The 24,012-nt window shown below is 56.3% G+C and carries 22 protein-coding genes; 6 read left to right on the top strand and 16 right to left on the bottom strand.

Going from position 1 to position 24,012, the window contains the following annotated elements:
• Positions 1 to 93: 93 nt before the first annotated feature.
• A complete protein-coding gene (locus tag MHI24_RS19215; protein ID WP_340021133.1) occupies positions 94 to 1,362 on the top strand; it encodes an NAD(P)/FAD-dependent oxidoreductase in 1,269 nt (422 codons plus the stop codon).
• Between the two features lie 67 nt (positions 1,363 to 1,429).
• On the opposite strand, the gene MHI24_RS19210 is transcribed toward MHI24_RS19215, so the two are convergent.
• Entirely contained in the window at positions 1,430 to 2,704 is a 1,275-nt protein-coding gene (locus MHI24_RS19210; protein ID WP_340021132.1) for an ABC transporter permease, read from the bottom strand.
• The gene (locus tag MHI24_RS19205; RefSeq protein WP_340021131.1) at positions 2,683 to 3,444 is read right to left on the bottom strand and encodes an ABC transporter ATP-binding protein; all 762 of its coding nucleotides are present in this window, start codon (positions 3,442 to 3,444) and stop codon (positions 2,683 to 2,685) included. Before MHI24_RS19205 ends, MHI24_RS19210 begins: the two co-directional genes overlap by 22 nt.
• A gap of 268 nt (positions 3,445 to 3,712) precedes the next feature.
• On the opposite strand from MHI24_RS19205, the gene MHI24_RS19200 reads away from it, so the two are divergent.
• Positions 3,713 to 4,180 (top strand): MarR family transcriptional regulator, encoded by a 468-nt coding sequence (locus MHI24_RS19200; RefSeq protein WP_066374506.1) that lies wholly within the window; start codon positions 3,713 to 3,715, stop codon positions 4,178 to 4,180.
• Between the two features lie 133 nt (positions 4,181 to 4,313).
• Here MHI24_RS19200 and MHI24_RS19195 read toward each other — a convergent pair whose 3' ends face one another.
• The 3 genes from MHI24_RS19195 to MHI24_RS19185 form a co-directional block, all read right to left on the bottom strand.
• The gene (locus MHI24_RS19195; RefSeq protein WP_340026731.1) at positions 4,314 to 5,774 is read right to left on the bottom strand and encodes an MDR family MFS transporter; all 1,461 of its coding nucleotides are present in this window, start codon (positions 5,772 to 5,774) and stop codon (positions 4,314 to 4,316) included.
• Positions 5,775 to 5,838: 64 nt separating this feature from the next.
• Positions 5,839 to 6,408 carry a GNAT family protein gene (locus tag MHI24_RS19190; protein WP_340021130.1) on the bottom strand — a complete coding sequence of 190 codons (570 nt, stop codon included), beginning with the start codon at positions 6,406 to 6,408 and terminating at the stop codon, positions 5,839 to 5,841.
• Between the two features lie 220 nt (positions 6,409 to 6,628).
• Complete coding sequence (locus MHI24_RS19185) at positions 6,629 to 6,922, bottom strand: hypothetical protein (protein WP_340021129.1); 294 nt, start codon at positions 6,920 to 6,922, stop codon at positions 6,629 to 6,631.
• Between the two features lie 232 nt (positions 6,923 to 7,154).
• Here MHI24_RS19185 and MHI24_RS19180 point away from each other — a divergent pair, with 232 nt between their 5' ends.
• Positions 7,155 to 7,634, top strand: a complete 480-nt coding sequence (locus tag MHI24_RS19180) for a GAF domain-containing protein (RefSeq protein ID WP_340021128.1) — start codon at positions 7,155 to 7,157, stop codon at positions 7,632 to 7,634.
• Between the two features lie 77 nt (positions 7,635 to 7,711).
• On the opposite strand, the gene MHI24_RS19175 is transcribed toward MHI24_RS19180, so the two are convergent.
• The 3 genes from MHI24_RS19175 to MHI24_RS19165 all read right to left on the bottom strand — a co-directional run bounded on the left by MHI24_RS19175 (position 7,712) and on the right by MHI24_RS19165 (position 12,564).
• Entirely contained in the window at positions 7,712 to 10,144 is a 2,433-nt protein-coding gene (locus tag MHI24_RS19175) for a glycogen/starch/alpha-glucan phosphorylase (protein WP_340021127.1), read from the bottom strand.
• A 128-nt stretch (positions 10,145 to 10,272) separates the two neighbouring features.
• Positions 10,273 to 11,376, bottom strand: coding sequence for a glucose-1-phosphate adenylyltransferase subunit GlgD (gene glgD, locus MHI24_RS19170; RefSeq protein WP_340026730.1), 1,104 nt, complete (start codon positions 11,374 to 11,376; stop codon positions 10,273 to 10,275).
• Between the two features lie 24 nt (positions 11,377 to 11,400).
• A complete protein-coding gene (locus MHI24_RS19165) occupies positions 11,401 to 12,564 on the bottom strand; it encodes a glucose-1-phosphate adenylyltransferase (RefSeq protein ID WP_340021126.1) in 1,164 nt (387 codons plus the stop codon).
• A 427-nt stretch (positions 12,565 to 12,991) separates the two neighbouring features.
• On the opposite strand from MHI24_RS19165, the gene MHI24_RS19160 reads away from it, so the two are divergent.
• The 3 genes from MHI24_RS19160 to MHI24_RS19150 all read left to right on the top strand — a co-directional run bounded on the left by MHI24_RS19160 (position 12,992) and on the right by MHI24_RS19150 (position 15,848).
• Positions 12,992 to 13,684, top strand: a complete 693-nt coding sequence (locus tag MHI24_RS19160) for a response regulator transcription factor (protein ID WP_340021125.1) — start codon at positions 12,992 to 12,994, stop codon at positions 13,682 to 13,684.
• Positions 13,681 to 15,183, top strand: coding sequence for an ATP-binding protein (locus tag MHI24_RS19155; protein WP_340021124.1), 1,503 nt, complete (start codon positions 13,681 to 13,683; stop codon positions 15,181 to 15,183). The genes MHI24_RS19160 and MHI24_RS19155 overlap by 4 nt, the downstream gene beginning before the upstream one ends.
• A 98-nt stretch (positions 15,184 to 15,281) precedes the next feature.
• Entirely contained in the window at positions 15,282 to 15,848 is a 567-nt protein-coding gene (locus MHI24_RS19150) for an FAD-dependent oxidoreductase (protein ID WP_340021123.1), read from the top strand.
• A 547-nt stretch (positions 15,849 to 16,395) separates the two neighbouring features.
• Here the strand turns inward: MHI24_RS19150 and MHI24_RS19145 are convergent.
• The 8 genes from MHI24_RS19145 to MHI24_RS19110 form a co-directional block, all read right to left on the bottom strand.
• On the bottom strand, positions 16,396 to 17,499 hold the full coding sequence (locus tag MHI24_RS19145) for an IS4 family transposase (RefSeq protein ID WP_340021122.1): 1,104 nt from the start codon (positions 17,497 to 17,499) through the stop codon (positions 16,396 to 16,398).
• A gap of 246 nt (positions 17,500 to 17,745) precedes the next feature.
• The gene (locus MHI24_RS19140) at positions 17,746 to 19,986 is read right to left on the bottom strand and encodes a glycosyltransferase family 39 protein (protein ID WP_340021121.1); all 2,241 of its coding nucleotides are present in this window, start codon (positions 19,984 to 19,986) and stop codon (positions 17,746 to 17,748) included.
• A 212-nt stretch (positions 19,987 to 20,198) separates the two neighbouring features.
• Positions 20,199 to 20,744, bottom strand: a complete 546-nt coding sequence (locus MHI24_RS19135; protein ID WP_340021120.1) for a DUF1697 domain-containing protein — start codon at positions 20,742 to 20,744, stop codon at positions 20,199 to 20,201.
• A gap of 24 nt (positions 20,745 to 20,768) precedes the next feature.
• Positions 20,769 to 21,584: an aminoglycoside phosphotransferase family protein gene (locus tag MHI24_RS19130; protein WP_340021119.1), complete on the bottom strand. Its 816-nt coding sequence runs from the start codon at positions 21,582 to 21,584 to the stop codon at positions 20,769 to 20,771.
• Positions 21,585 to 21,605: 21 nt separating this feature from the next.
• Positions 21,606 to 21,902: an antibiotic biosynthesis monooxygenase gene (locus MHI24_RS19125; protein ID WP_340021118.1), complete on the bottom strand. Its 297-nt coding sequence runs from the start codon at positions 21,900 to 21,902 to the stop codon at positions 21,606 to 21,608.
• 14 nt (positions 21,903 to 21,916) lie between these two features.
• Positions 21,917 to 22,537, bottom strand: a complete 621-nt coding sequence (locus MHI24_RS19120) for a hypothetical protein (RefSeq protein WP_340021117.1) — start codon at positions 22,535 to 22,537, stop codon at positions 21,917 to 21,919.
• A gap of 124 nt (positions 22,538 to 22,661) precedes the next feature.
• A complete protein-coding gene (locus tag MHI24_RS19115) occupies positions 22,662 to 23,780 on the bottom strand; it encodes an endospore germination permease (RefSeq protein ID WP_340021116.1) in 1,119 nt (372 codons plus the stop codon).
• Between the two features lie 27 nt (positions 23,781 to 23,807).
• Positions 23,808 to 24,011, bottom strand: a complete 204-nt coding sequence (locus tag MHI24_RS19110; RefSeq protein ID WP_340021115.1) for a hypothetical protein — start codon at positions 24,009 to 24,011, stop codon at positions 23,808 to 23,810.
• Position 24,012 lies beyond the last annotated feature (1 nt).

Genomic DNA, 24,012 nt, shown 5'->3' with positions numbered 1-24,012 from the left:
ATTCCCTTTCCGTTCTATAAGGCCTAGCCTCGCTACGCCTAGAATGGTATGATGCGGTTAACAGAGTACCGTAAGCAGCAAAGGAGCAGATGAATGAGCAGTTATGATGTAATTGTTATTGGAGGCGGCCCGTCCGGGCTGATGGCAAGTGTAGCCGCCGCTGAGCACGGAGCGTCCGTCCTGCTCGTGGACAAGGGGGCGAAGCTCGGCCGGAAGCTGGGGATCTCGGGCGGCGGACGCTGCAATGTCACCAACATGAAGGATACCTCAGAGCTGATCGCCCATATTCCGGGCAACGGCCGGTTCCTATACAGCTCGTTTGACCATTTCAATAATCGGGATATTATGGCCTTCTTCGAAGGGCTGGGCATCGCCTTGAAGGAGGAGGATAACGGGCGGATGTTCCCCGTCTCGGACAAGGCCTCAAGCGTAGTCTCCGCCCTGGTCGGCAAAGTACGGAGCCTGGGCGTGCAGATCATGACGGACAGCCCGGTGCGCGAGGTGATGTATGAAGGCGGCGCTGCCGCCGGTGTGCGGCTGGAATCGGGCAAAGCCTTCGGCGCCAGGGCTGTGATTATCGCCACCGGCGGCAAATCAGTCCCGCAGACCGGTTCTACCGGAGACGGCTACCCGTGGGCAACCGCAGCCGGACATACGATTACCGAGCTGTTCCCGACCGAGGTGCCGATTCTCTCCCGGGAGGAGTGGATCAAGTCGGGAGAGCTGCAGGGCCTGTCCCTGCGCGACGTGAGCCTCACAGTATGGAACCCTAAGGGCAAGAAGGTAATCTCCCACCGGGGCGATATGATCTTCACCCATTTCGGCTTATCCGGCCCGATCGCGCTGCGCTGCAGCCAGTTCCTGCGCCAGGTCCAGCAGAAGTCGGGAACGGATACCGTGGATATGTCCATCGACCTGTTCCCTGACCTGAATCCGCAGGAGACCGAAGCCCAGCTTCTCAGCAAGCTGGAGCTGGAGCCGAAGAAGGCCATCCGCAATTCGCTGAAGGGGCTGCTGCCGGAGCGCATGATCCCGCTGCTGCTTAAGAAAAGCGGACTGGACGGCGATATTACCGGCCATCACCTGCCGCGCGCTGGCCTTCAGGCGCTGGCCGTCCTGCTGAAGCGAATGCCGGTCCAGGTCTACGGGACGCGCTCCCTGGCAGAAGCCTTCGTCACCGGCGGAGGCGTAAGCCTGAAGGAAGTGAATCCGGGAACGATGGAATCCAAGCTGACAGCGGGACTGTATTTCTGCGGCGAGATTCTGGATATTCACGGGTATACCGGCGGTTATAACATTACCGCTGCCTTCTCTACCGGATATACCGCAGGCAAGCATGCTGCGATTCAGCATCAGGAATAAGTCCGCTCTGCTTACCTCACAGATGACGAACAAGCCTTCCCCCGGACCAAGGAGGAAGGCTTGTTCGTTATTCGTATCTGGCGAAGCGGATGGTACTGAACAGGCGGCCGATCCACAGCCCGGCCGCTGCACCGACAACGGGGAAGAGCAGAATGCCCCACCAGCCATAAGCCGGAATGCAGACCGCAGCCGCGCACAGGACAGCAAAGGGCATTAACAGAATCGGCATCGCTTTGGCGCCGGCATCCGCCTTCTGCACCTTGGTGAACGGCAGAATGCCGATATAGTCGTCGCCGGAGAACAGCAGCCAGAAGGATGACAGCCAGAAGGCCATCAGACTGGTCAGCACGGCATACAGCAGCCACTTCAGCACCACCGGCACAATCAGGACGGCAATAAGCGCCACACCGGTGAAGGACAGATACAGCTTGAGGTGGGCGGGATTGCGCAGCAGCGCCTTCACCGCCGAGGCTGCGAACCGGCTCTCGGGCTCCCGGGAGGCCAGCAGCGGCTGCGATTTGCGGAAGATCCACGGCTTATGCCGGGTCGGCCGCGGCTTGTCGAGCACCCCGCGCAGCAGCAGCGCGGCGATCCGCATCCGCTGCTTGTAGTCCTCGCGCACATCGTTCATGAAGGTGCCGCGCAGACGCAGGCGGTACCAGAAGGCCAGGGCGGCTGCGGCAGCATAGACAGAAGCCGTTGTGAACAGCAGGACTGGATTGTCCTTCCAGAGGAGGGCCAGACGCAGGTAGACACCGCACGGAACCGCAACAGCCGGGACCAGCCATAATCTGCGGCGGAAGCCCTGCCGTTGCACCCTGACGAGATGGCCCAGCAGCTTGACGGCCCAGCTGCAGGCAAGCGTCAGCGCCAGCAGCCCCCAGACCGCTGCCGGACTGAGGCCATAGCCGCGGAGCAGGAACGGCAGCAGCAGCGCGAAGACCGCTGCTATCTTAAGTGCCGTAACAGCCAGGCTGTAGGCCATTCCTCCGGCGATAATCGTATTGATCCAGCTCTGCCGCTGGCGCAGGAACAGGGAGTCGCCCTCCTGCAGCAGCAGGACGATCCCTCCGGTAGCAAGCAGTACCGCGAGCAGCGAGAGCACCATCACGAACGGCAGCTGGCTGAACCAGCCCGGAAGCTCACCGTTCCAGAAACCATAGTAGAAGCGCCCGCCGAGCAGGCCGCCCGGAATCAGAATGTAGAGCAGAACGGTCCAGTCTACGGCTGTACGGATAATAGAGGATTGCTCACGGAAATGGGAGAACAGCCTCCGCCGGAACAGGCTGCCCGCTGTAGGGAATGCATAGGACTGCCGGCTCATGCCAGTTCGTCGAAGCAATCAAACAACGACCCCTCCGGCAGACCCGCTTCCTTGCGGATCGCCTCCAGTGTGCCTTCGGCCGCAATCCGGCCTCCGGAGATCAGCACGAAGCTGTCACAGATTTTCTCTGCTGTATCCAGTACATGCGTAGACATCAGGACCCCGGCCCCGCGCTCCCGTTCCGCCTCCAGCAGGCGCAGGAAGTCCTTCGTGGCCCGGGGATCAAGCCCGATGAACGGCTCGTCCACGATATAGACATCGGGCTGGACCAGGAAGCCCAGCATCAGCATCATCTTCTGCTTCATTCCCTTCGAGAAGCCTGCGGGCAAGTCATCGCGCACACCGGCCATGCCGAACTGCAGCAGCAGCTTCTCCGCTGTCGACTGGAAGGTCTCATAGCTGAGGCCGTAGGCGGCCGCGGCCAGATCCAGATGCTCCCACAGGGTAAGGTCTTCATAGAAGACCGGCTGCTCCGGCACATAGGCATAGGATTGGTTCCCGCCGCCCAGCTTGACCTGCGCCTTGGCGTGCTTCAGCAGGCCGAGCAGCGTCTTGATGGTCGTGCTTTTGCCGGCTCCGTTCGGTCCGATTAATCCCAGCAGCTCACCTCTGCGCACCTGGAACGATATCTCTGCAATCCGTACATCTCCTGCTTCATATCCCGCTTCTTCAATGTCCACATCAAGCACTACATCATCTTCGTCATCTTCACGTTCATCAGCCTCCCGGCTGATCCGGTCCTCATCTGTCTCTTGCATATTGTCCTCCATCTCCTCCAGGCCAGCATCTATACATAATGCGATCATAACACCATGGACAGGCCTGTGCTGCATAAATCTTCACTCTTCCAATAAACAGGATGCACGTTTTGCTGATTGTTTGATTTTTAATAATTAAAAGTGTGCTTATTGTGACAAATGATATGTTCTTCATTCCAGGTTTGACGTATTGTAAAGCTATATCCGGGAATTTGTATTCCAAACCGTGCGGCATTGCCGTCACGATTAACAATAGAGGTGAAGAAGCATGATCCAATCCTATGAACGCGATACTCAGTTGACCCTGCATTTGTACCGGGTGTTTGCCAAGTCATTCAAGAGCATTAACGAGCATGCCGTAACCGGCAGCAAGATCGAAGGCTTCAACCCCACAGCCTTCGCCGTCATGGAAGTACTCTATTACAAGGGGCCGCAGCCGATCCAGCAGATCGGAGCCAAGCTGCTGCTGCAGAGCGGCAACGTCACTTATGTCATCGACAAGCTGGAGGAACGCGGTTATCTTCAGCGCAAGCCTTGCCCCAGCGACCGCCGGGTTATTTTTGCCGAGCTGACCGCCGAAGGCGAACGTCTGATGAATGAGATGTATCCGAAGTATTCCGAGCGTCTGCACCTGGCCTTCAGCGGACTTAGCGACGAAGAGAAGGAACAGATGATTGTACTCCTGAAGAAGATGGGCCTGCAGGCTGAGAAGCTCTCCCCGCTTCCCCGCAAATAAGTATTATTGAGGCTGGTATGGTTGTGAATCAATTCACTAGTGTGTCCAGAAAATAACCTATCCATAGAGAACGGCTGCGCAATCCTTGCTGGAATGCGCAGCCGTTTATCTATGTGATCTGAAGCTTGCTGTGTCAGGACTTCGGCTCTCTTCCTGCCTCTTGGATGGAAGGAACTCCCTTGTGAAGTCCTGCCGAAATTACCAGAGAGATTACCGCGAACACCGCCATCAGGATGAACAGGGAATGCAGCCCGCCCTCCAGCGCCCCTTGCAGACTGCTCCAGGCTTCCCCGCTCAGGGTGCTTCCGCCATGCGGATTAAGGAGCTGGTTGATATCCGCCCCGGCCACAGCCGCTTCCGGCTGCTCTGCCAGCCTCCGGTCGATGCTGAAATTCAGCCATGACCCGAAGATCGCCACCCCCACGGTCTGCCCGAGGGAGCGGATGAAGGTATTCAGTGCCGTCGAGGCCCCGCGCTGCTCATGCTGCACCGAGGACTGGGCGATAATGGTGAAGACTGTCGAAGCATAGCCGAAGCCTATCCCGCAGCACAGCATCAGGAGGAGCAGCAGCAGCTGGGAGGAGCCGGCATCCATCAGGGTCAGGCCGACCGCAGCGGTTGCCACCAGGAACAGCCCGAGCATCCCTGTCCGGCGGGTTCCCGCACGCAGAATCATTCTTCCCCCGGCAATGGAGCCGAGCATCCAGCCCACGGACATCGGGGCCAGCAGGAGGCCGGAGAGGGCCGCGCTTTTGCCGAATACGCCCTGCACCCACAGCGGAACATATGTCGATAAGCCGATAATCAGTGTGCTGACCAGCAGATTCGCTCCCGTAGAGACCGCAATATTGCGGATCGAGAACAGCTCCAGCGGCAGCATCGGCTCCCTTGCGCGGCGTTCCACGAACAGGAAGAGCACCAGCAGCAAGGCAGCGGCAACGAGGATCGATACCAGCAGCGGGGAATCCCAGGCCAGGCTCTGCCCTCCTGTCGTCAGCCCGAAGAGCAGCGCCCCCATGCCCGCGGCGAACAGCAGCACCCCGGCCACATCAATGGTGGTCTTACGGCGCACCCGCTCCTCCTTGAGATACCGCGTAATGAACAAGATCGATAATAGTCCGAACGGCAGATTGAATACAAAAACCCAGCGCCAGCTCAGATAATCGACCACATACCCGCCCAGCAGCGGCCCTACCAGGGAAGAAATCCCCCACACCGAGCTAAGCAGCCCCTGGGTCTTCGCCCGCTCCTTCAGACTGTAGATATCCCCGATAATTGTAAAAGTCATAGGTATCAGCGCTCCTGCGCCAATCCCCTGAATTCCCCGGAATATAATCAGCTGCTCCATACTCTGCGACACGCCGCATAACAGCGAGCCCGCCAGAAAAACAGCCGCCCCGCCGATGAACACGGGCTTGCGCCCGATCAAATCGCTGAGCTTACCGAAGATAGGCGTGGTAACCGCCATCGCCAGCAGGTAAGCTGTGAAGATCCAGCTCAGCCACTTCATGCCCTGGAAATCCCCGACGATCGCCGGACCGGCAGGCCCGGTCACCGTCCCTTCAATCGCCGCCAGAAATGTAGCCAGCAGCACCCCTGTCAAAATTAACTTCCGTTCTCTTTCCCCCGGTGACTTCAAATGAATCCCTATCCTCTCTCTATGTTCTTAAGTTCTGTGCTCCCTCTCCGCATAGCAGGGAATATATCTGTACATCCTGGTAACCGGAAGCGGTATGCCGGTACTGCCGCAGCAGCCCCTCCTGCCGGAAGCCCAGCCCCTCAAGCAGCCGCTCTGCCCGGAGGTTGTCCGGATGGCATAAAGCCTCAATCCGGTTCAGCCCCATGGTGCCGAAGCCGAATTCCAGCACAAGCTCCAGCGCTTCCCGCATATAGCCCATTCCCATCGCCGCCGGGGACAGCTCGAAGCCGATCTCCCCCCGGTACGCGCCTTGCAGCTGCCAATAGTTGTATCCGCAGCTGCCGATCACTTCCCCCTCCGGCCCAAGAATGCTCCAGCGCAGGCTCTCCTCCTCCGCCGCCCAGCGGGCCAGGAGGACGATCAGGCTTGCTGCCTCTTCCACAGAAGCAAGGGGCGGCGCATTCAGCCAGGGAGCCACCCGGGGGTGGCTCCAGATCTCAAGCAGCGCCTGCGCATCTGCGGGAGCCATGGCCCGCAGCCGTACCCTGGCCCCGTTCAATTCCGGGATGATCCCGCCGCATACATACATGTTCCCGTCCCCTTTCAGCCTGCTATCAGTATACATCAATTACAGGCATTCCCCGAAGGACATTCCGTCAGGCAGGTATCCCGGCAAGCGGAAAGAAACAAATTCTTATATTTGAATCAAAAACAGCGCCTGTCCCATGGCTTGCCGCCACGCGGTCAGACGCTGTCTGGTATGCCAATTGTGTATTGTCCGGTTCAGCCCGCTCCATCAAGGGTTTATCCTACGCACCCGCAGCCTTGACCGGCTTCAGCACCTCGGTGCACAGCACCCCAAGCTTGGCCTGAATCGCTTTGAACTCCTCGATGCCTGTCCCGGTGACGCTGTAAGCCTCGCCGTGGGCTGTGAGGAAATTGTCCTGAGTCAGCCGTTCCAGCTCCTGCTTCACTTCGCGTTCAGCTACCCGGTAGCCCAGATTCTCCAGCTCCGGCAGCACCTCAGTCAGTGTCAAATCCTTCTCGTGTGCCAAATAAAGCATGTGGATTCCCATAAACAAGTTCTGTACATCGGCGCGCATGTTCCACTCCTTCTGGCTACTAGCCTGCTGTATTTATAAAAGCATTACCCTGCCCGCTGATCCCGGAAACATGGGCTGAGGCAGAATCCTACCTTCCTCCAGACCTTCCACTAAGAGTAAAATCCTGGCGCAGCCTTGTTAATGCTTGACGTATTGCGCTTCCCTGTAATATCTTGATAGTTAACAGTTATGGGACTCATTACTGACTCAAGGTACAGGAAGGTGATGCTTCATGTTTCAAGCCATGCCTTATGATGGCACCCGCAGCGAACGGTTCGAGGCCGTTCTCAGCCAGCTCGGAGCACTGATGGAAGGTGAGCCGAACGCAATCGCCAACCTGGCCAACGCTTCGGCGCTGTTAAAGCTCTCTCTGCCGGACACCAACTGGACCGGCTTCTACCTGTATGACGGCACAGAGCTGGTGCTCGGTCCCTTCCAGGGACTTCCGGCATGCATCCGCATTCCGCTGGGCCGCGGGGTCTGCGGAACCGCAGCCGCCGAGCGCCGCACGCTGGTCGTAGGCGATGTTCATGCCTTCCCGGGACATATCGCCTGCGATGCCGCTTCCAATAGCGAAATTGTGGTTCCGCTGATCAAGGGAGATACCCTTTACGGTGTGCTCGATATCGACAGTCCGCTGAAGCACCGCTTCGACGACGAGGAACGTCGCTTCCTGGAACGGTTCGCCGCCATGGTCGCCGAAGTGCTGTAAGGCCTGCATGAACAACATGAACAAAGCCGCCCCACCGCAGGAATTATTCCTGGATGGAGCGGCTTTTTCATTGGCAATTACAGTCTGACCGGATCGATGTGCCAGATCTCGGAGGCATAACGGCTGATCGTATTATCGCTGGAGAACTTGCCGGAATGTCCGATGTTAATGATAGACTTCTTGAGCCATTCCTTCGGATTGCGGTAGGCCAGGTCAATCTTGACATGGGTCTCCACATAGCTGGCGAAATCCTTCAGCACGAAGAATTCATCGTTATTGTCAATCAGCGACTGGAAGAGTGTATCGAATTCCTGGGCGTGGGAGCAGAACGGTCCCGGCATCACCAGCTGATCCAGTACCTCCTTCACCCGGCCGTCGCCATTATAAATATCGCGGGCATGGTATCCGCCGTACTGGTAGTAATCCAGTACCTGCTCCGCCCGCAGCCCGAACAGGAACATATTACTGTCCCCTACCATCTCATGCATCTCCACATTCGCCCCGTCCATGGTCCCGATGGTCAGCGCGCCGTTCATCATGAATTTCATGTTCCCGGTGCCGGAGGCTTCCTTGCTCGCCGTGGAAATCTGCTCGCTGACATCGGCGGCCGGAATGATCTTCTCGGCCAGGGATACCGAATAGTTCTCCAGGAAGAAGATGCGGATCTTCCCGTTAATGTCCGGATCTTTGTTCACGACATCGGCCACTGTATTAATCAGCTTAATGACCCGCTTGGCGAGATGGTAGCTCGGAGCAGCCTTCGCGCCGAAGATGAAGGTACGCGGTACGATATTGATTGAAGGATTATCCTTGATCTGATTATACAAGTGCATGATATGCAGCACGTTCAGCAATTGGCGCTTATAGGCATGCAGCCGCTTGACCTGGACATCGAAGATCGAGTCCGGGTCCACCGGGATGCCGTGCTTGCCGGTGATGTATTCGGCCAGCTTCAGCTTATTGTTCCGCTTGATCGCGGCCACCTGCTCCTGGAACGAGGTGTCCTCACTGTATTTGATCAACCCGATCATCTCCTGGGGCTGATGCATCCAGCGGGTGCCGATCGACTCGCTGATCAGTCCGGCAAGCCCCGGATTGGCGTGCTGCAGCCAGCGGCGGTGCGTAATGCCGTTGGTCTTGTTGTTGAAGCGGTGCGGATACATTTCATTGAACAGCCGCATTTCACGCTTTTGCAGAATCTCGGTATGCAGCGCCGCTACCCCGTTCACACTGTGGCTGGCAACGATCGCCAGATGGGCCATCCGCACCTGATCGTCATGAATGATCGCCATCTGGTTAATCCGGTCCTGGTCGCCGGGATATTTGCTCATCAGCTCGCCGCAGAAGCGGGCATTGATCTCCTCAATAATGAGGAAGATGCGCGGCAGCAGCTCTCTGACCATGCCGAGCGGCCACTTCTCCAGCGCCTCGCTCAGAATCGTATGGTTGGTATAAGACACCATCTGTGTAGTCATGCCCCAGGCCTGATCCCAGCCCAGACCGTGCACATCCATCAGAATCCGCATCAGCTCGGGAATCACCAAGGTAGGGTGAGTGTCATTGATATGCAGAGCTACCTTGTCAGGCAGGCTCTCAACCGGAAGACCTGTCTTGGCGAAGGTGCGCAGAATACTCTGCAGGCCAGCGCTGCACAGGAAGTATTGCTGCTTCAGGCGGAGCAGCTTGCCCTCATACTCGGAATCATCGGGATACAGGAATTCCGAGATCGATTCCACGGAACGTTTGTATTCCAGGAACTTGTGGTAATCGCTCCCGCCGAAAGAGCTGAATACTCTTGAAGGCTGGGTGATCGACTCCGCACTCCAGTTCCGCAGGGTGTTGACATGCCGGCGGTCTGCTCCAATGATCGGAATATCATACGGAACCGCCCGCACCGCTTCATAGTCCCGGTGCTCGAACACCAGCTCACCGTTCTCCCAGCTGGTATCGACCCGGCCCCAGAAGCGTACCTCCACCTGTTTGTCCTCGCGGCGCACTTCCCACACATTATCATTCTGCAGCCAGTAATCCGGCAGCTCCACCTGATACCCGTCCACGATCTTCTGCTCGAACAGGCCGTATTTGTAGCGGATGCCGCAGCCGTGTCCCGCATATTGCAGGGAAGCGAGCGAATCGAGGAAGCAGGCGGCCAGCCGGCCCAGCCCCCCGTTGCCCAGCCCGGCATCGGCCTCCACCTCTTCGATATCCTGCAGACAGAAGCCAAGCTCCGCAAGGCCTTCACGGACAACCTCCAGCACGCCCATATTCAGCAGATTATTGCCCAGCAGCCTGCCGATCAGGAACTCCATAGAGAAATAGTAGACCTGCTTATCCTTGTCGATCTTGAACTTCTGATTGGTGGCCGCCCAGTCCTTACCGGCACTCTCGCGGATCATATTGCCGAGAATATTATATACGTCAGCATTTGAGGCTTCTTCCAGCGGCTTGCCTAACTTCCCGATGAGCTTGTCACGGAACACTTGTTTGAACGTTTCCTTATCGTTGAACAACAGCAGGTTCCCCCTAACAGATGGTTATAGTGGCTCTGAAATGGCCTGAAGTGGTCTGAAATGCGTCTATTACAACACTGGATCAGAAGAATGATCCCTTTAGCGGCACCATTCCCCTGATCCAGATATTATATCTTGCTGCTCTTGGCAATGACAAACGGACGCCTGCTGTCGCCAACGAGAATCCGGTCTTTGCTTAAGTGCACATCTTTATCCATAATCACATTCTCAATCACGGCATTCTCTTCAATGACGCATTTCTGCATAATGACAGAATTAATGATTCTGGCCCCCTTACGGATCTGCACACCGCGGAAAATCACGCTGTTCTCCACACTGCCCGCAATGACACAGCCGTTCGCAACCAGCGAATTGCTGACCGACGAGCTGTCCAGGTAACGGGTAGGCGCCTCATATTTGATCTTGGTCTGCACCGGATTCTCCTTGAACAGACCAAAGTAATTATCCTGCTTCAATAGCTCCAGACTGTTCTTGTAGTAGCTCTCCAGCGAATTGATGACGGAGTGGTACCCCTTGTATTCATACGCTGCAATCTTGAACTTGTGGCGGTTCTTCTGGATTGCATCCCGGAAGAAGAAGCTCTCGCCATGGGCGATGCAGTGCTCCACCTGCTCCAGGAACTGCTTTTTCTCCATAATAAAAATATCCAGATACACATTCGGGTGATGCTTCTCCTGGTGGATATTCGTTACCTGGTGCTCATCATCAAGCTCCACCCGCAGGCAGGGGTCATGCTCCGGCTGAAGCTGGTCAATCTGCTTATAGACCATAGTGACGTCGGCACCCTGCTCCAAATGGAACTGGTAGACATCCTGAAGATCCACCGTATTGATATGCTGGCTGCCGGAGAACACAATGTATTTGGCCGACGCCCGCTTGAAGAAGTCCAGATTGTTATGATAATGCTGGAGGTCGCCCAGGGAGGTATCCGTCGGATCATTCCAGTCCGGCGGAAGAATGAACAGCCCGCCGTGCTTGCGGTTCATATCCCACGACTTGCCGTCGCCCAGATGGTCCATCAGGGAACGGTATTTGCGGCGGACGAACAAGCCTACGCTCTCCAGCTCCGCACGCATCATGTTGGACAGGACGAAGTCGATCAGCCGGTAGCGGCTGGCGAAGGGGACCGCTGCGCCGCAGCGGAAGTAGGTCAGTTCATTCAGACTATCCAGTTCATGGTCAAGATTAATTACGCCCATCAGCTCTTTCATCGTCAATCCCCCGTCCTCTTGTGGTTATATGGTTCTGGCTGCTGCCGATTTCAGCCTTTTGTTCCGTTTGTCGATCAGCAGAATTTCATTCTCATCCTCCCGGTCGATGCCAATTTCCATATTATCCTCAATGACCGTATTCTCACTGATGATGGCCTTATGAATCTTCACATTCTTGCCGATCTTGACCTTGGGCATGATGACAGAGTCCGTAATGACGCTGCCTTCACCGACCTCCACACCGTAGAACAGCACCGAATGCTTCACCTCTCCGTACACGATGCAGCCCTCATTGATGATGCAGCTCGACACTTTGGCTCCCGGGGCCACATACTGCGCAGGCTGATTCGGATTGCGGGTGTAGATTCTCCAGCCCGTATCGTTCAGGTTCAGCGGCGGCGTGTCGCTCAGCAGATCCATGTTGGCCTCCCAGAGGCTGTCTACCGTACCAACATCCCTCCAGTAGCCTTCAAAAGGATACGCATACAGCGACTGGCCTTCGTCCAGCATCATCGGGATGATATCCTTACCGAAGTCATGCGACGAGCCGGTGTTCTCCCCGTCTTCAAGCAGATGCTTGCGCAGGACGCTCCATTTGAAAATATATACTCCCATCGAAGCCAGCGTGCTCTTGGGCTTGGCAGGCTTCTCTTCAAACTCATAGATCTTGAGGTCCTCCTCGGTATTCAGGATACCGAAGCGGCTGGCCTCCTCCAGCGAAACGTCAATGACCGAGATGGTGCAGTCAGCGTTCTTGGACTTGTGGTACTGAAGCATGGCGTGGTAATCCATTTTGTAAATATGGTCCCCCGACAGAATCAGCACATGCTCCGGGTCGAACTGGTCGACAAACTTCAGATTGCGGTAGATCGCATCCGCCGTCCCCCGGTACCAGCTGCTTCCGTTCTCCCGTTCATGCGGAGGCAGGACGAATACGCCGCCGTCCTTGCGGTTCAAATCCCAGTCACTGCCGACCCCGATGTACGAATGCAGCACCAGCGGTTCATATTGAGTCAGCACACCCACGGTGTCAATGCCCGAATTCGAGCAGTTGCTTAAGGGGAAGTCGATAATGCGGTAGGTTCCTCCGAAATACACAGCCGGTTTGGCGATCGACTTGGTCAGCCCTTTCAATCTTTTCCCTTGGCCTCCCGCTAATAGCATAGCTACCATCTCTTTTTTCTTCATGGAAGAGCCTCCTTGACTTATGGGTATTGAAACAGGTAATAAAAGAAGTAAACCATAAGAAATGCATGTGACGGGATACATCCGGGTTCAAACGGGGAAGGAAACAGTGCACAGGGACGAGTGGCCGGGACCGCCGCGTAAACGCATGGGCTTCTCCGGTATTATCCTTATTCTAATAGTGTTCTATGCCCGCCGTCAAAACCCTTTATTGTCCGTTTCAACTTTTAGCTGACCCCTGTATTTCTCATGAATGTTCCCGCGTTTCCGTACTCAGATTTCGCTATAATTAAATTAACCATTATGATTAACCGTAAACGGCCGGGATGAATCGGAGAATTGGCTCCATAGACCTATTATTCAGCCAGCGTTCAGGCACCGGCGTCATACTATGGACACACTACAATCTCTGAAAATGGGGGAACTGCTGATGAAAGCGGCACAAGGCACAGGCATCCGCCTGCTCCTGGTGGATGATGAGCCACATATCCTCCAGTTCCTGGAGCTGGGACTGGTCAATGAAGGCTATGAAGTACAGACAGCGGCGGATGGCGAGGCTGCTCTTGCAGCGGCGGCCGGCTTCAAGCCGCATGTCATTATTCTCGATCTGATGATGCCCGGTATGGACGGCTTCGAGGTGTGCCGCCAGCTCCGTCTGGAGGAGGCGGAAGCGGCAATTATTATGCTGACGGCGAAGGACGAGGTTCAGACCCGCATCGCAGGACTCAATCTGGGCGCGGATGATTATATGGTCAAGCCGTTCAGCTTCGGGGAGCTGCTGGCGCGGATTCAGGCGCGGCTGCGCAATCATTTCCCGGGGCTGCTCGGCGAAGTGCGCTGCGGCCCCTTCCGGATTGATAACCGCCGCAAGGAAATCCGCTATAAGGACGCGGTGCTGGAGCTGTCTCCGACGGAGTATGAGCTGCTGCAGTATCTGGTGATCAATCATGGGCTGGTGCTTAGCAAGCCGATGATTCTGGACAAGGTGTGGGGCTACGACTTCGGCGGTGAGGAGAACATCGTGGAGGTGTATATCCGCTCCCTGCGGGAGAAGCTTGGGGACAAGGAGCACCGGGTAATCCGCACGCTGCGCGGCGCAGGATACCGGCTGGATCTGATATGACAGGCAGACGCCCGGGCCGTAAAGGCCGTTTCCGAAGCCTCCGCTCTTTACGCAAGCAATTGCTCGCCGCCTCGCTGCTCATTCTATCTGTATTGCTTATTCTGATCGGCATTCTCCAGTACGTGCTGATGCGGGATGTAATCTACACCAACCGGGCGGAGGTGATGGAGGCGCAGCTGCGCTCCCTGCCGGTTGAATTCCTGCTGAACAATCCCGGTTGGCCCGGCGGAGGCAGACACCAGGGCAGTGACCGCTGGCCGCTGATGCTGGACGCCCGGGCCACGCTTGCCCTCTACAGCCCGGACGGCAGCTTCAGGGATCTGCAGGAAGAGACGCTGTCCACGACTTCTGCGCCCCGAATGAGCAACAGGGAATATAACCGCCTGCTGATGCTGCCGCCGGGCAAGCTGGCCGGAAACTACCAGCTGCTGCCGGCCGGGGACGGCAGCGAGCATCTGGTCATCGTCATGAATTCCGGCCGGCCGGGGGGCACCCGGATGCTGCTGCAGATGAGCACGGAGACCGGGCCGCTACGGGAGGTCATCCTGCGGCAGCTGCTGGTCTTCGGCGGATTGTCGGCCGCTGCCCTGCTGGCCGGAGTCCTTCTCTATCTGCCGGCGCTGCGCAGAACACTGATTCCGCTGTCCAATATGGGGAAGACCGCCCGGGTGATCGACGCCGGCAAACTGGATGTCCGCTTCCCGGACGGGCAGGGCCAGCTTGAAATCGACCGGCTCGCCCGTTCCTTCAACGGCATGCTGGAGCGGCTGGAGCGCTCCTTCCAGGCGGAGCGCGAGGCCAAGGAACAGATGCGCCGGTTCGCGGCGGATGCCTCCCACGAGCTGCGGACGCCGCTGACTTCAATCTACGGCTTCCTGGAGGTGCTGCTCCGCGGAGCAGCGGATAACCGGGAGCAGCTATACAGCGCACTGCATTCCATGCACGGCGAAGCCAAGCGGATCAACCAGCTGGTTGAAGACCTGCTGCTGCTGGCCCGCATGGACAGCGCCCCGCAGATGCAGACCCGGGAGCTGCCGCTGGACGGGCTGATCGGCGACATGCAGCCGCAGCTGCGGGTGCTGGCCGGAAGCCGCAGGGTTGTCTTCGATATCGCCCCCGGCGTACAGTGCCATGCTGACCCGGACCGGATCAGACAGGTTCTGCTGAACCTGTTCCACAATGCCGTGCAGCATACGGATGCGGACACCGGCATGATCCGGGTGTCGCTCCGCGCCCGGGAAGACATGGCTGAGCTGGCCGTGAAGGATAACGGCCCCGGCATCGCTGCTGAACATCTGCCCCATATCTTCGACCGCTTCTACCGCAGCGATGCCTCCCGCACCCGCAAATACGGCGGCTCGGGACTCGGATTGTCCATCGCCAAGTCCATTGCCCAGGCACACGGGGGAGCGCTCACCGTATCCAGCACCCCGGGTGAAGGCTCCGTCTTCACGCTGACTCTTCCATATCATCCGGATTCGCTAAGAGGCGGCAGTTAGCGATATAATAGAGGACAGAGCGAAGCGAGCTTTGCGAAGTGGTTCAAGGAAGGCTATGCTATCCATTTTTCCCATCAAAACTTTTAGGAGGTAATCTCATGTACGAAATCGCCATTATCGGTGCCGGTCCTGCCGGTGCAAGCGCTGCCCTGTTTGCTGCCAAAGCAGGCAAATCCACACTGCTGATTGACAATGATAAGGGTATGACCCGCAGAGGCTGGTACGAGAACTACTACGGCATCCCTGAAATCGGCGGGCCTGATCTGGTCGAGACCGGGCACAAGCAGGCTGTGAAGTTCGGGGCAGAGCTGGTGGCCGGGCAGGCCGTCTCTCTGGAGTCACGCGGTGAAGGCTTCGTCATCGGGACGGAGAGCGGCGCTTCCTATGAAGCGAAGCATGTCGTGCTGGCGACAGGTGTACTGACGGATCTGGCCGCTGCGGCCGGAGTTGCGACCAAGGACGGCACCGAGCCAAGAATCAAGACGGTCATCGCTGTTACCCCGGAGGGCAGAACCAACATCGACGGCATCTGGGCCGCCGGAACCGTGGCCGGAATGAGTGTACACGCGATTATCACTGCCGGAGACGGCGCCAAGGTTGCGGTTAACATCATCAGCGAGCTGAACGGCACGCGGTATGTCGATCATGATCTGCTGAAGGCGTAGGCAGCGGCTGCTCGCCAAAGGGGCTGTCCCAAAAGTGACAGCTGGTTTTATCGTGGGAATTATGTATGCGAAAAACAGCATACATTTGCTGGCGTGCAGGCGTGTGGCCCGAATGTATGCGGAAAACAGCATACATTTTGATGATGCGCAGGCATGTAGCCCGAATGTATGCGAAAAACAGCATACATTTTGATGATGCGCAGGCATGTAGCCTGAATGTATGTGGAAAACAGCATACATTGTGCTGATGCACAGGCATGTGGCCTGAATGTATGCGAAAAACAGCATACATTGTGCGCGGACGCAGGCATATGGCCTGAATGTATGCGAAAAACAGCATACATTTTGCTGACGCGCAGGTAATATCATCGATGGGAACAACAGTCCGTTCGCGGAGCGTCCTCACCACGAGGTAAGTACCTCTAACTAAAAAACAAGGGTGTCTCAAGCAGCCATTTCATGGCTTTTGAGACACCCTCTTTTACATGAGTAAGACATGCTTGTCTAACTCCAATTGCATTTTCTACACGCCTGATGATTAGCTAAATTATGGGAATGCAAGATCATTAGTCAAAAAGGTAATCCATTCAACGGGTAAACGTTGCAGCGTAAATAAGCGGTCAAAATCGGCAAATGTTAGTTTTGCGCTCCAATGCACCCCTGCATTGCCTTCGTCAAATAGGAATTTCAATAACACATAAACCAGTAGAGCGGTATACAACTGTCCGTACACAGCATTGGGTGTGGTCCCAAATAAGGTTGGAATGTTTAAATGCTGCTTAATCCAGCGAAAAAACACTTCGATCTGCCACCGCTTCTTGTAAATTTCTGCAATCCGCTCAGCGGAGTGCCAGTGCAGATTCGTAGCAAGAATCACCGGGTTGCCTTGTGGGTCTCTTAGAATTACTACGCGAAAACGGTTCTTGGAAAGCCGTTGTCCTTTTCCTAATTGGCAGGTGAAATCTTGTTCGAGAGTTCCTGTGAAGGGTTCGCTTCGTATCCGGGCAACCGGGGACTGAAAGAGCGTGTTGTCCCGAAGCCGAATGACAAAGCATTGGTGCTGCTCCAGATACTCATCGAATCGTTTGTGACTGCCATACGCCCGATCGGCTACGATAATAAACCGTTTGTCGATCAGCTCGGGACAGCTTTTAAAATCATGGGAATTCCCTGTGGTCTCGGTCACCTTAAAGAGCCGGCCTTCATCGGCCACCACCGACACGTGTAATTTGATTCCTGCGCGTTCGCCTTTCAGCGGAGCCCAAGGAAGCCGTTCTTTCCCGACGGTAATTTTGGTGGAATCGACGAGAAGTAAGGCTTTGGGAATCCCTAAATGTCTTCGGGTCGAGCGATTACACAGATCAATCATGAGGTTCAGCAATTGCTTAAAAAGCTCGAAGGGAACATCTTTCGCTTTTTTGGAAAGCGTTGAATGGTCTACGGGTCTAAGGCCGCTGGAATCCATGCGTACTTCACCATCCCGATATCCCTCCCACTGCTGGAACGAAGCCTCCGCCAAGAATAAAAAGAGGTCATAGACGGTAAACTTTCTTGCTGTATCGACATATTCAAGTTCTTGAAGAAACGGTGAGAGTTTCTCTTCAGGAATCACTAATTGCAGAATGTTCGAGATTGAAGTAGACTTTTTCATGAGGTCGCCTCGTTTCGGATGTTTGTAGGGGTACAAACACTTTACCGAATGAGCGGCCTTTTTTCTACCTTTTTTTGGCTAATCAACAGGCCTGCATTTTCTACAATAGATCTCACTTTGATTTGCCCTAAAAGACGAACCAATAATAGAATAAATCCAGCCAAAGAATTAAAGAAGCGCGTATACCTGGCCGCAGCCGGGTATGCGCGCTTCTTCTTCTGCTCCCGCAGGTTAGTTTAGGGTTAGTTACTTCAGAGTGATCTCGTACAAGGTTCCGGCATTGTTGTCATTCTGCGTTCCCTGCCAGTCGGCCGCCGGAACCTCCGTTCCATTCGCAGTGATCCACGCTGTGATGTCCGAATTGCCGCCGCGCCCGCCGCCCATTCCGCCGCCTGTAACGAGGAAGTATTTCACTTTACCGCTCTCGATCAGCGCCTTCAGCGATTCTGTGGTATACGGCGTATCCGAGGCATTGAAGCCGTTAAGGATGACAACCTGCTCGCCTTCATCGATGATATAGGGCGCGGCTGTTCCGTAATCCATCGCCGCGAACAGATATTGCTCCCCCGTGTTATGCTCCTTAAGATAATCCAGCAGGGACGGATTGATCCCCTCAGCGTTGTTTCTTCCGCCCATTCCGCCCATGCCGGCCCTGGTGTCCACGCCAGGCGCGTTGCCCATGCTTCTTATATTGCCAATACCAAAGGCGAAGGGGCCGCTGCTGTCCGGGCCTGCTGCGGGAGTCATACTGTTATTGCCGTAGGTGATTGGTGTGAACGCCCAGTAGAGCGGACCAATCAGCAGCACCAGGAACCCTGTGACCGCAGCAGCATGCAGCCAGGACTGCTTACTGCCCACCGCCTTGACCAGCCGCAGGATCACCAGCAGCACCGCCATAGCAATACCTGCTGCCAGAACGCCTGAGGACCAGCCGCTGCCAATGGTACCGTTATACGGACGGATGATGTACACTTCGAGCAGTGTGGTGCCAAGGATCGCTGCCGGCAGCAGCCAGGACTGCCAGCCTCTGCGCTCCTTATAGCTGCTCCAGAGCTGAGACCAGCCTGCACCGGACAGCGCAGCGACCGGCGGAGCCATCATAATCAGATAATATTGGTGGAAGAATCCGGCGATACTGAAGAAGCCCATGACAGGCACCAGCCAGGCCAGCCAGAACAGAGTCTCCTTATGCTGCGCGGTAAAGTTCCTGCGACGCAGGCTGGCTAAAATCCCGATGCTCCCGAACAGTACGAACGGCAGCAGCCAGCTGGCCTGACCGGACAGCTCCTGCTGGAACAGCCGCAGCGGGCCGGGTGTACCTGTATTGAACATGCCACCGCCGCCGTCCATCCCTCCGCGTCCGCCCGGAACACCGAACCCGCCCGGGCCGCCGAACCCGCCGAATCCGCCGTTCTCCTCTTCTCCGCGCCGTCCGCCGTCCTGACCGCCCGGCACCATGCCGCCACCGCCGCCGTCCTGGCCTGAAGCAGTCCCGCCGCTGTCACGGCTCTGATTATCCCCGGCGGCGGAATCACGGCCGTTCATCATCCCTTGCCTGTCTGCGCCACCTTGCCCGTCCGTTCCATCCATGGGCGGGAATTCACCGTTAAAGTCCGGCATTTCCCCGTTCATCCCAGGCATCACCCCGCCGCCGAAGCCGCCAAATCCGCCCCCACCGCTTCCGCCAGGACTGCGGTCACCGGTCAGCCGGGACATACCGTTATAGCCAAAGGCCAGGTTAAGCACCGAATTGGTGCCGCTGCTGCCGATGTAAGGGCGTTTATCCGCAGGGATGGAATCGACAATAACCGCCCAGGATAGGGACACAACCAGCAGAACGGCCGTGCAGGCGGCCAGCATGCCGCCCTTCTTCTTCCATTTCCCTTTGCCAGCCAGGAGATAGAAAAGATAGAAGGCAGGGAGGACCATGTAGGCCTGGAGCATTTTCTCATTGAAGGCCACCCCGATCAGGCCGAACGCAGCCAGCAGGCCGCCTGCCCGGCCGCTCCGGGTGCCTCTAAAGAGAAACCATGCGGCCAGCAGCAGGGTGAACACCAGCAGGGTGTCGATATTATTCGTGCGGCTGACCGCCGCTGCTACCGGCGCAGAGGCCATCGCCAGCGCGGCCAGCCGGGCAGCGGCCCGGCCGAACGACGGCTTCACCAGCAGATAGACCAGCGCTACCGAACCCACACCGGCCAGCACCTGGGGCAGAATGACACTCCAGCCGTGAAGTCCGAAGACCAGGGCGCTGACGGTCTGCACCCACAGGGCGACCGGCGGCTTATCGACGGTGACCGACCCCGCTGAATCCAGAGAGGCGAAGAAGAAGTTATGGAAGCTTTGCAGCATACTTCCTACTGCGGTTGTATAGTACGTATTGGCATAGGTATCATTCCAGATTCCGTACCCGTACAGCACGGCTGCCAGCAGCAGGGTCAGCAGCAGCACCGGGTCGGCGTTTGTTTTTCTCAGCCGTTTCGTCATTAGGTTCACTCCGATTCATTCATTTCTTAGGCCTATTATGGCATCGGGAGCTTAACCAATAATGAAATCCCGCTGAATGTTTGCTGAATCTGACTCCGGCACAAGAGCATACGAAATTACCCCCGCCCCGTTGTCCGTACCGCTTCAATAGCTACGGCCGGACAAAAGGCGGGGGTATCCATCTAAGTTTCAGTTAATGAGTGCCATTCAATTTATGGCTTGCGGGCCAGTGCCGCCACTTTGTTCAGCGTATTCCAGTTGCGGGCGGTGAGCTCCGTTCCCAGCAGCTTGTCGAACGGCACCTTGAACAGCGGCGACTCACTTACGCTCACTTCATAGTACGTATACATTTCCTTACCGATCAACCGCACCTGATCCGCACCCTGCCCATAGGGACGGAGCTTCTCCAGCGCCTCAGCCGCAGGCTCCGCTGCCAGGAACGAGACATACAGCCGCTTGAATTCTTCCGGCTCACTCAGCGGGAACGGATTGCCTGCAATCACCGCCTCCAGCTCCTCCAGAGAGCGGATCATCACAGGAACCGCGAAGCCGAAGGTCTCCCGGATCTTCACGCTAATCATCTCCGCCAGCCCGTCGCTAGTTAACGCTTCACTCTCAAATACGACATTGCCGCTCTGGATGTAGGTCCGTACATTCCTGAATGAAAGCGTCCCGAGCGCGGTCTTCAGATCCTGCATTTTGATCACCTTGTTGCCGCCGACATTAATGCCGCGCAGCCAAGCAATGTATGTATTCATAAGCGCCCTGCCTTCTCTGCAAAATTAACGGGCCAGAGGCAATGCCGCCAGCCGCCTGCGGATTTCACTGACCAGCAGCTCCTTCTCGGGGAGCGAAAGTCCTTCCACCAGCCGTGCAGCCGCCACCGGAAGGATCCATGGCTCAATCTCTCCGGGGGACAGCCCGGACAATTTAAAATATTTCCTAAGATACTGCGCGGTCATGCGTTTTCTGGCAAAGGTGATGAAGCGCTTCATAAACGAAGAAGCTCCTTCAGGAATAGCTCCGAAGCTGAACATAATGAAAGACCGTGCCACATCCGCCGCCGGATTCCCGCTGACGCCGGTCATCCAGTCAATCACCCACAGCTTATTGTCCATCAGGATATTGTCCGGGTGGAAATCGCCATGACACAGCTTCTTCCCCTCCGGGAGAAGGGCCAGCTGAGCCAGAATACGCGACTTCTCGTCCACCTCAAGCATAGGGGCATCGGTGATATTGCTCTCCAGAAGCCTCTTCTGTCCCCCGGCTTCGCCTAGGCCGTCCAGCTGATGGAGACTGTAGTGGAGGGCGGCCATCTGCCTGAAGCAGCTGAAGATCAGCCAGGGCTTGCGGCCCATCAGCTTCAGCAGTGTTGGCCCCATAATCTGCTGGTATACAATTCCCTGTCTGCCCTCCACCTGAATCCGCTCATACGGCTCCGGTGTAGCCACGCCTTGTTCATAGATCAGCTTACTGAGCCGGTATTCAAAATCCACATGCTGAGCGGGCACCCAGTCCCGGTAGAGCTTAAGGATTTTACCTTCCCCATACTCTCTAACTTCCGCCGTTTTACCCTCACCAATCACATTCCCCTGCATCCAAGCCGCACTCCCTCTCCACTAATCCAGACTGACCTGCGTATAATGCTCCACTACAGGAAAAGGGCTGTAATAATGATGTAGCAGGGCCTTCCACTCCTGATACTGCGCCGACTCCCTGAAGCCCACCGTATGATCCTCCAGGCTGCGCCATCTGACGATCAGCAGATATTTATGCTCATCCTCCAGACAGTGCTGAAGCTCATGGCCCAAATAACCGTCTATCGAAGCAATCAGCGGAGAGGCCTCCCTGAAGCTCTGCTCAAACTGCCGGGTCTGTTCCGGCTTCACCTGCAGCATTGCCGCTTCTGTAATCATGTGCTAGCTCCCCCCTATAGTGAATCACGGAAAAATTCATGATAGAAATTAATAATGACCAGCAGCACGGCCAGCGATTCATTGACACTCTCCACCTCCAGGGCGTGGTTGGCATCGTCAATTCGGTACACCCTGATCTGCTTCATGGTGCTGAGCTCGGCGGGATACTGCCCGGTGAACATCGGATCACTTCCGCCGTAGATCACACTGCCGCGGCTCTGCCGGATGAACGGAAGGCTCTCGGGAACCGGGGTCAGGAACAGATGGGATACCTTCTCCCCAACCGCCGGGTCCGCAGCCACCTTGCCGGCAATAATGGTTCCCATGCTCTTGCTGATGAACAGCAGCTGCTCATAATCGGGCAGCGAGGCCAGCGCAATCTTGCATTCCTCGGCCACAATATCGATCTCCTCGCGCTTGAAGGCTACTCTCGCACTCTGGTAGCCGTATTCGAGCTGCAGCAGATCGCAGCCGTATTCGCGGGCCAGCTTGCCCGCATATTCCAGCAGCGGCCGCTCAGCCGAATAATTCTGTCCGGGGAACACCACCGCCAGCACCTTGGATTCCTGGGTAATCAGTTTATGTCTCACTTCCCGGCCCCAATGGGAGGACATTACAATGCTGGATACGCTCATCTTAAGTTCACGCCTTTCCTGTCATAACCTGTCTAATAGGCTCGCTCTGCCTCTCATTATAGCTAACTTCAGCACAGGTTGAAACAGAACTGACCACGCACAGCAGTGCGGAGGATATGGCACGTTATTCCGGCTGCTGCTCGGGAAGCGCCTGCTGCCTGCTGCCCCTTCTGCGGACAACAAGCTCGGCTGTCAGCCACAGCAGCACAGGGATCACCACCTGGAATGGAAGAGCGTATATCTTGTAGATGTGATAAGCGAAATATTCCATTTCCATGATATTGGTATAGATGAATTCCGACAGATAGACCATGATCAGCCCCATCTGGAGCACTACAGACCGGTAGCTCTGAAGCTTGAATACCTTAGCCACCCCGTTGCAGGTTACGTACAGGCACAGACTGACCTTAATGAAAAGCGCCGTAACGAATACAATCGCCGCCGAGCCTTCAATCCGGGTGACGAAATCACCGATATTAATCCGGCTGACCGCCACATAAGAGGGAAAGTACAGGCCGGACAGTATATCAGGGCCGAGCATCAGCAGGTTGCGCAGCGTAATCATGATAATGATGCTCCCGGCAATCAGCGTGCTGGTAATCAGCACCCGCTTGGCCGAGCCTTTGGCCGGAAGTGATCCGAAAGCGCCCAGGAAGACCACGATCTCGGCAAACGGGAAGGTGAACGAGCCTGCTGTATCGGCAAGGATAAGGTTAAACCTGGCACTGAGCAGCGGTCTCAGATGGTGGTATTCGAACTTGGGTACGGAGAGAAACTGCAGGATGATTATAACCATGAGCGAGAACAGCAGCAGGAACTTTGCGCTTCTTCCGAGCACCTCTATCCCGGCGTGAACGACCCAGATACAGAGCAGGCCGATCATTAGCATTGGCGCCAGCATCGGAGTCGCGGTCAAAGCCACGGTCTTGCTGAACTCCCCGAAATTGCGCAGCACCAGTGCTCCCAGATGTAAAGAATACCAGATATACAGACAAGAGAGCATCCGTCCCGGGACGGAGCCGAACACCTCAATCAGCATGTCATACAGATCCTTGCCCGGAAACAGAGCATGGAGTCTCGCATAGATCAGCATAAGCGGAAGGGCCAGCAGAATGGCCAGGAGCTGGGCAATCCAGCTGCTGTTGCCGGATTGCGACGAGGTTCCCAGGAACAGGGAAGCGCCGGTGACAAATAATACAGCGATGCTGATGGACTGCCCGGCTGGAATTATCTCTTTGTTCACACTCTCCTCCTCCTTCCGCGGTGCGCTCTAGTACAGCTTTTTCACCCATTCAACGATCAGCGGGGACGGGCTGGGAATCTCCCAGCGCATCGACAGTGCGAAGGCCAGCGCAAAGGAGATCAGGTACAGGGCCGAGCAGACCAGGAAATCCCGCTTCATTTTTTTCTTACGCAGGCCGTAGGGATCAATTACCGCGATCAGTGCGTAGACCAATATCACGTAAATGACCATG

The sequence above is a fragment of the Paenibacillus sp. FSL K6-1096 genome, assembly GCF_037977055.1.
Classification (GTDB): domain Bacteria; phylum Bacillota; class Bacilli; order Paenibacillales; family Paenibacillaceae; genus Paenibacillus_AQ.
The sequence above is the reverse complement of the archived record's forward strand: the minus strand, read 5'-3'. Positions and strand labels throughout refer to the sequence as shown.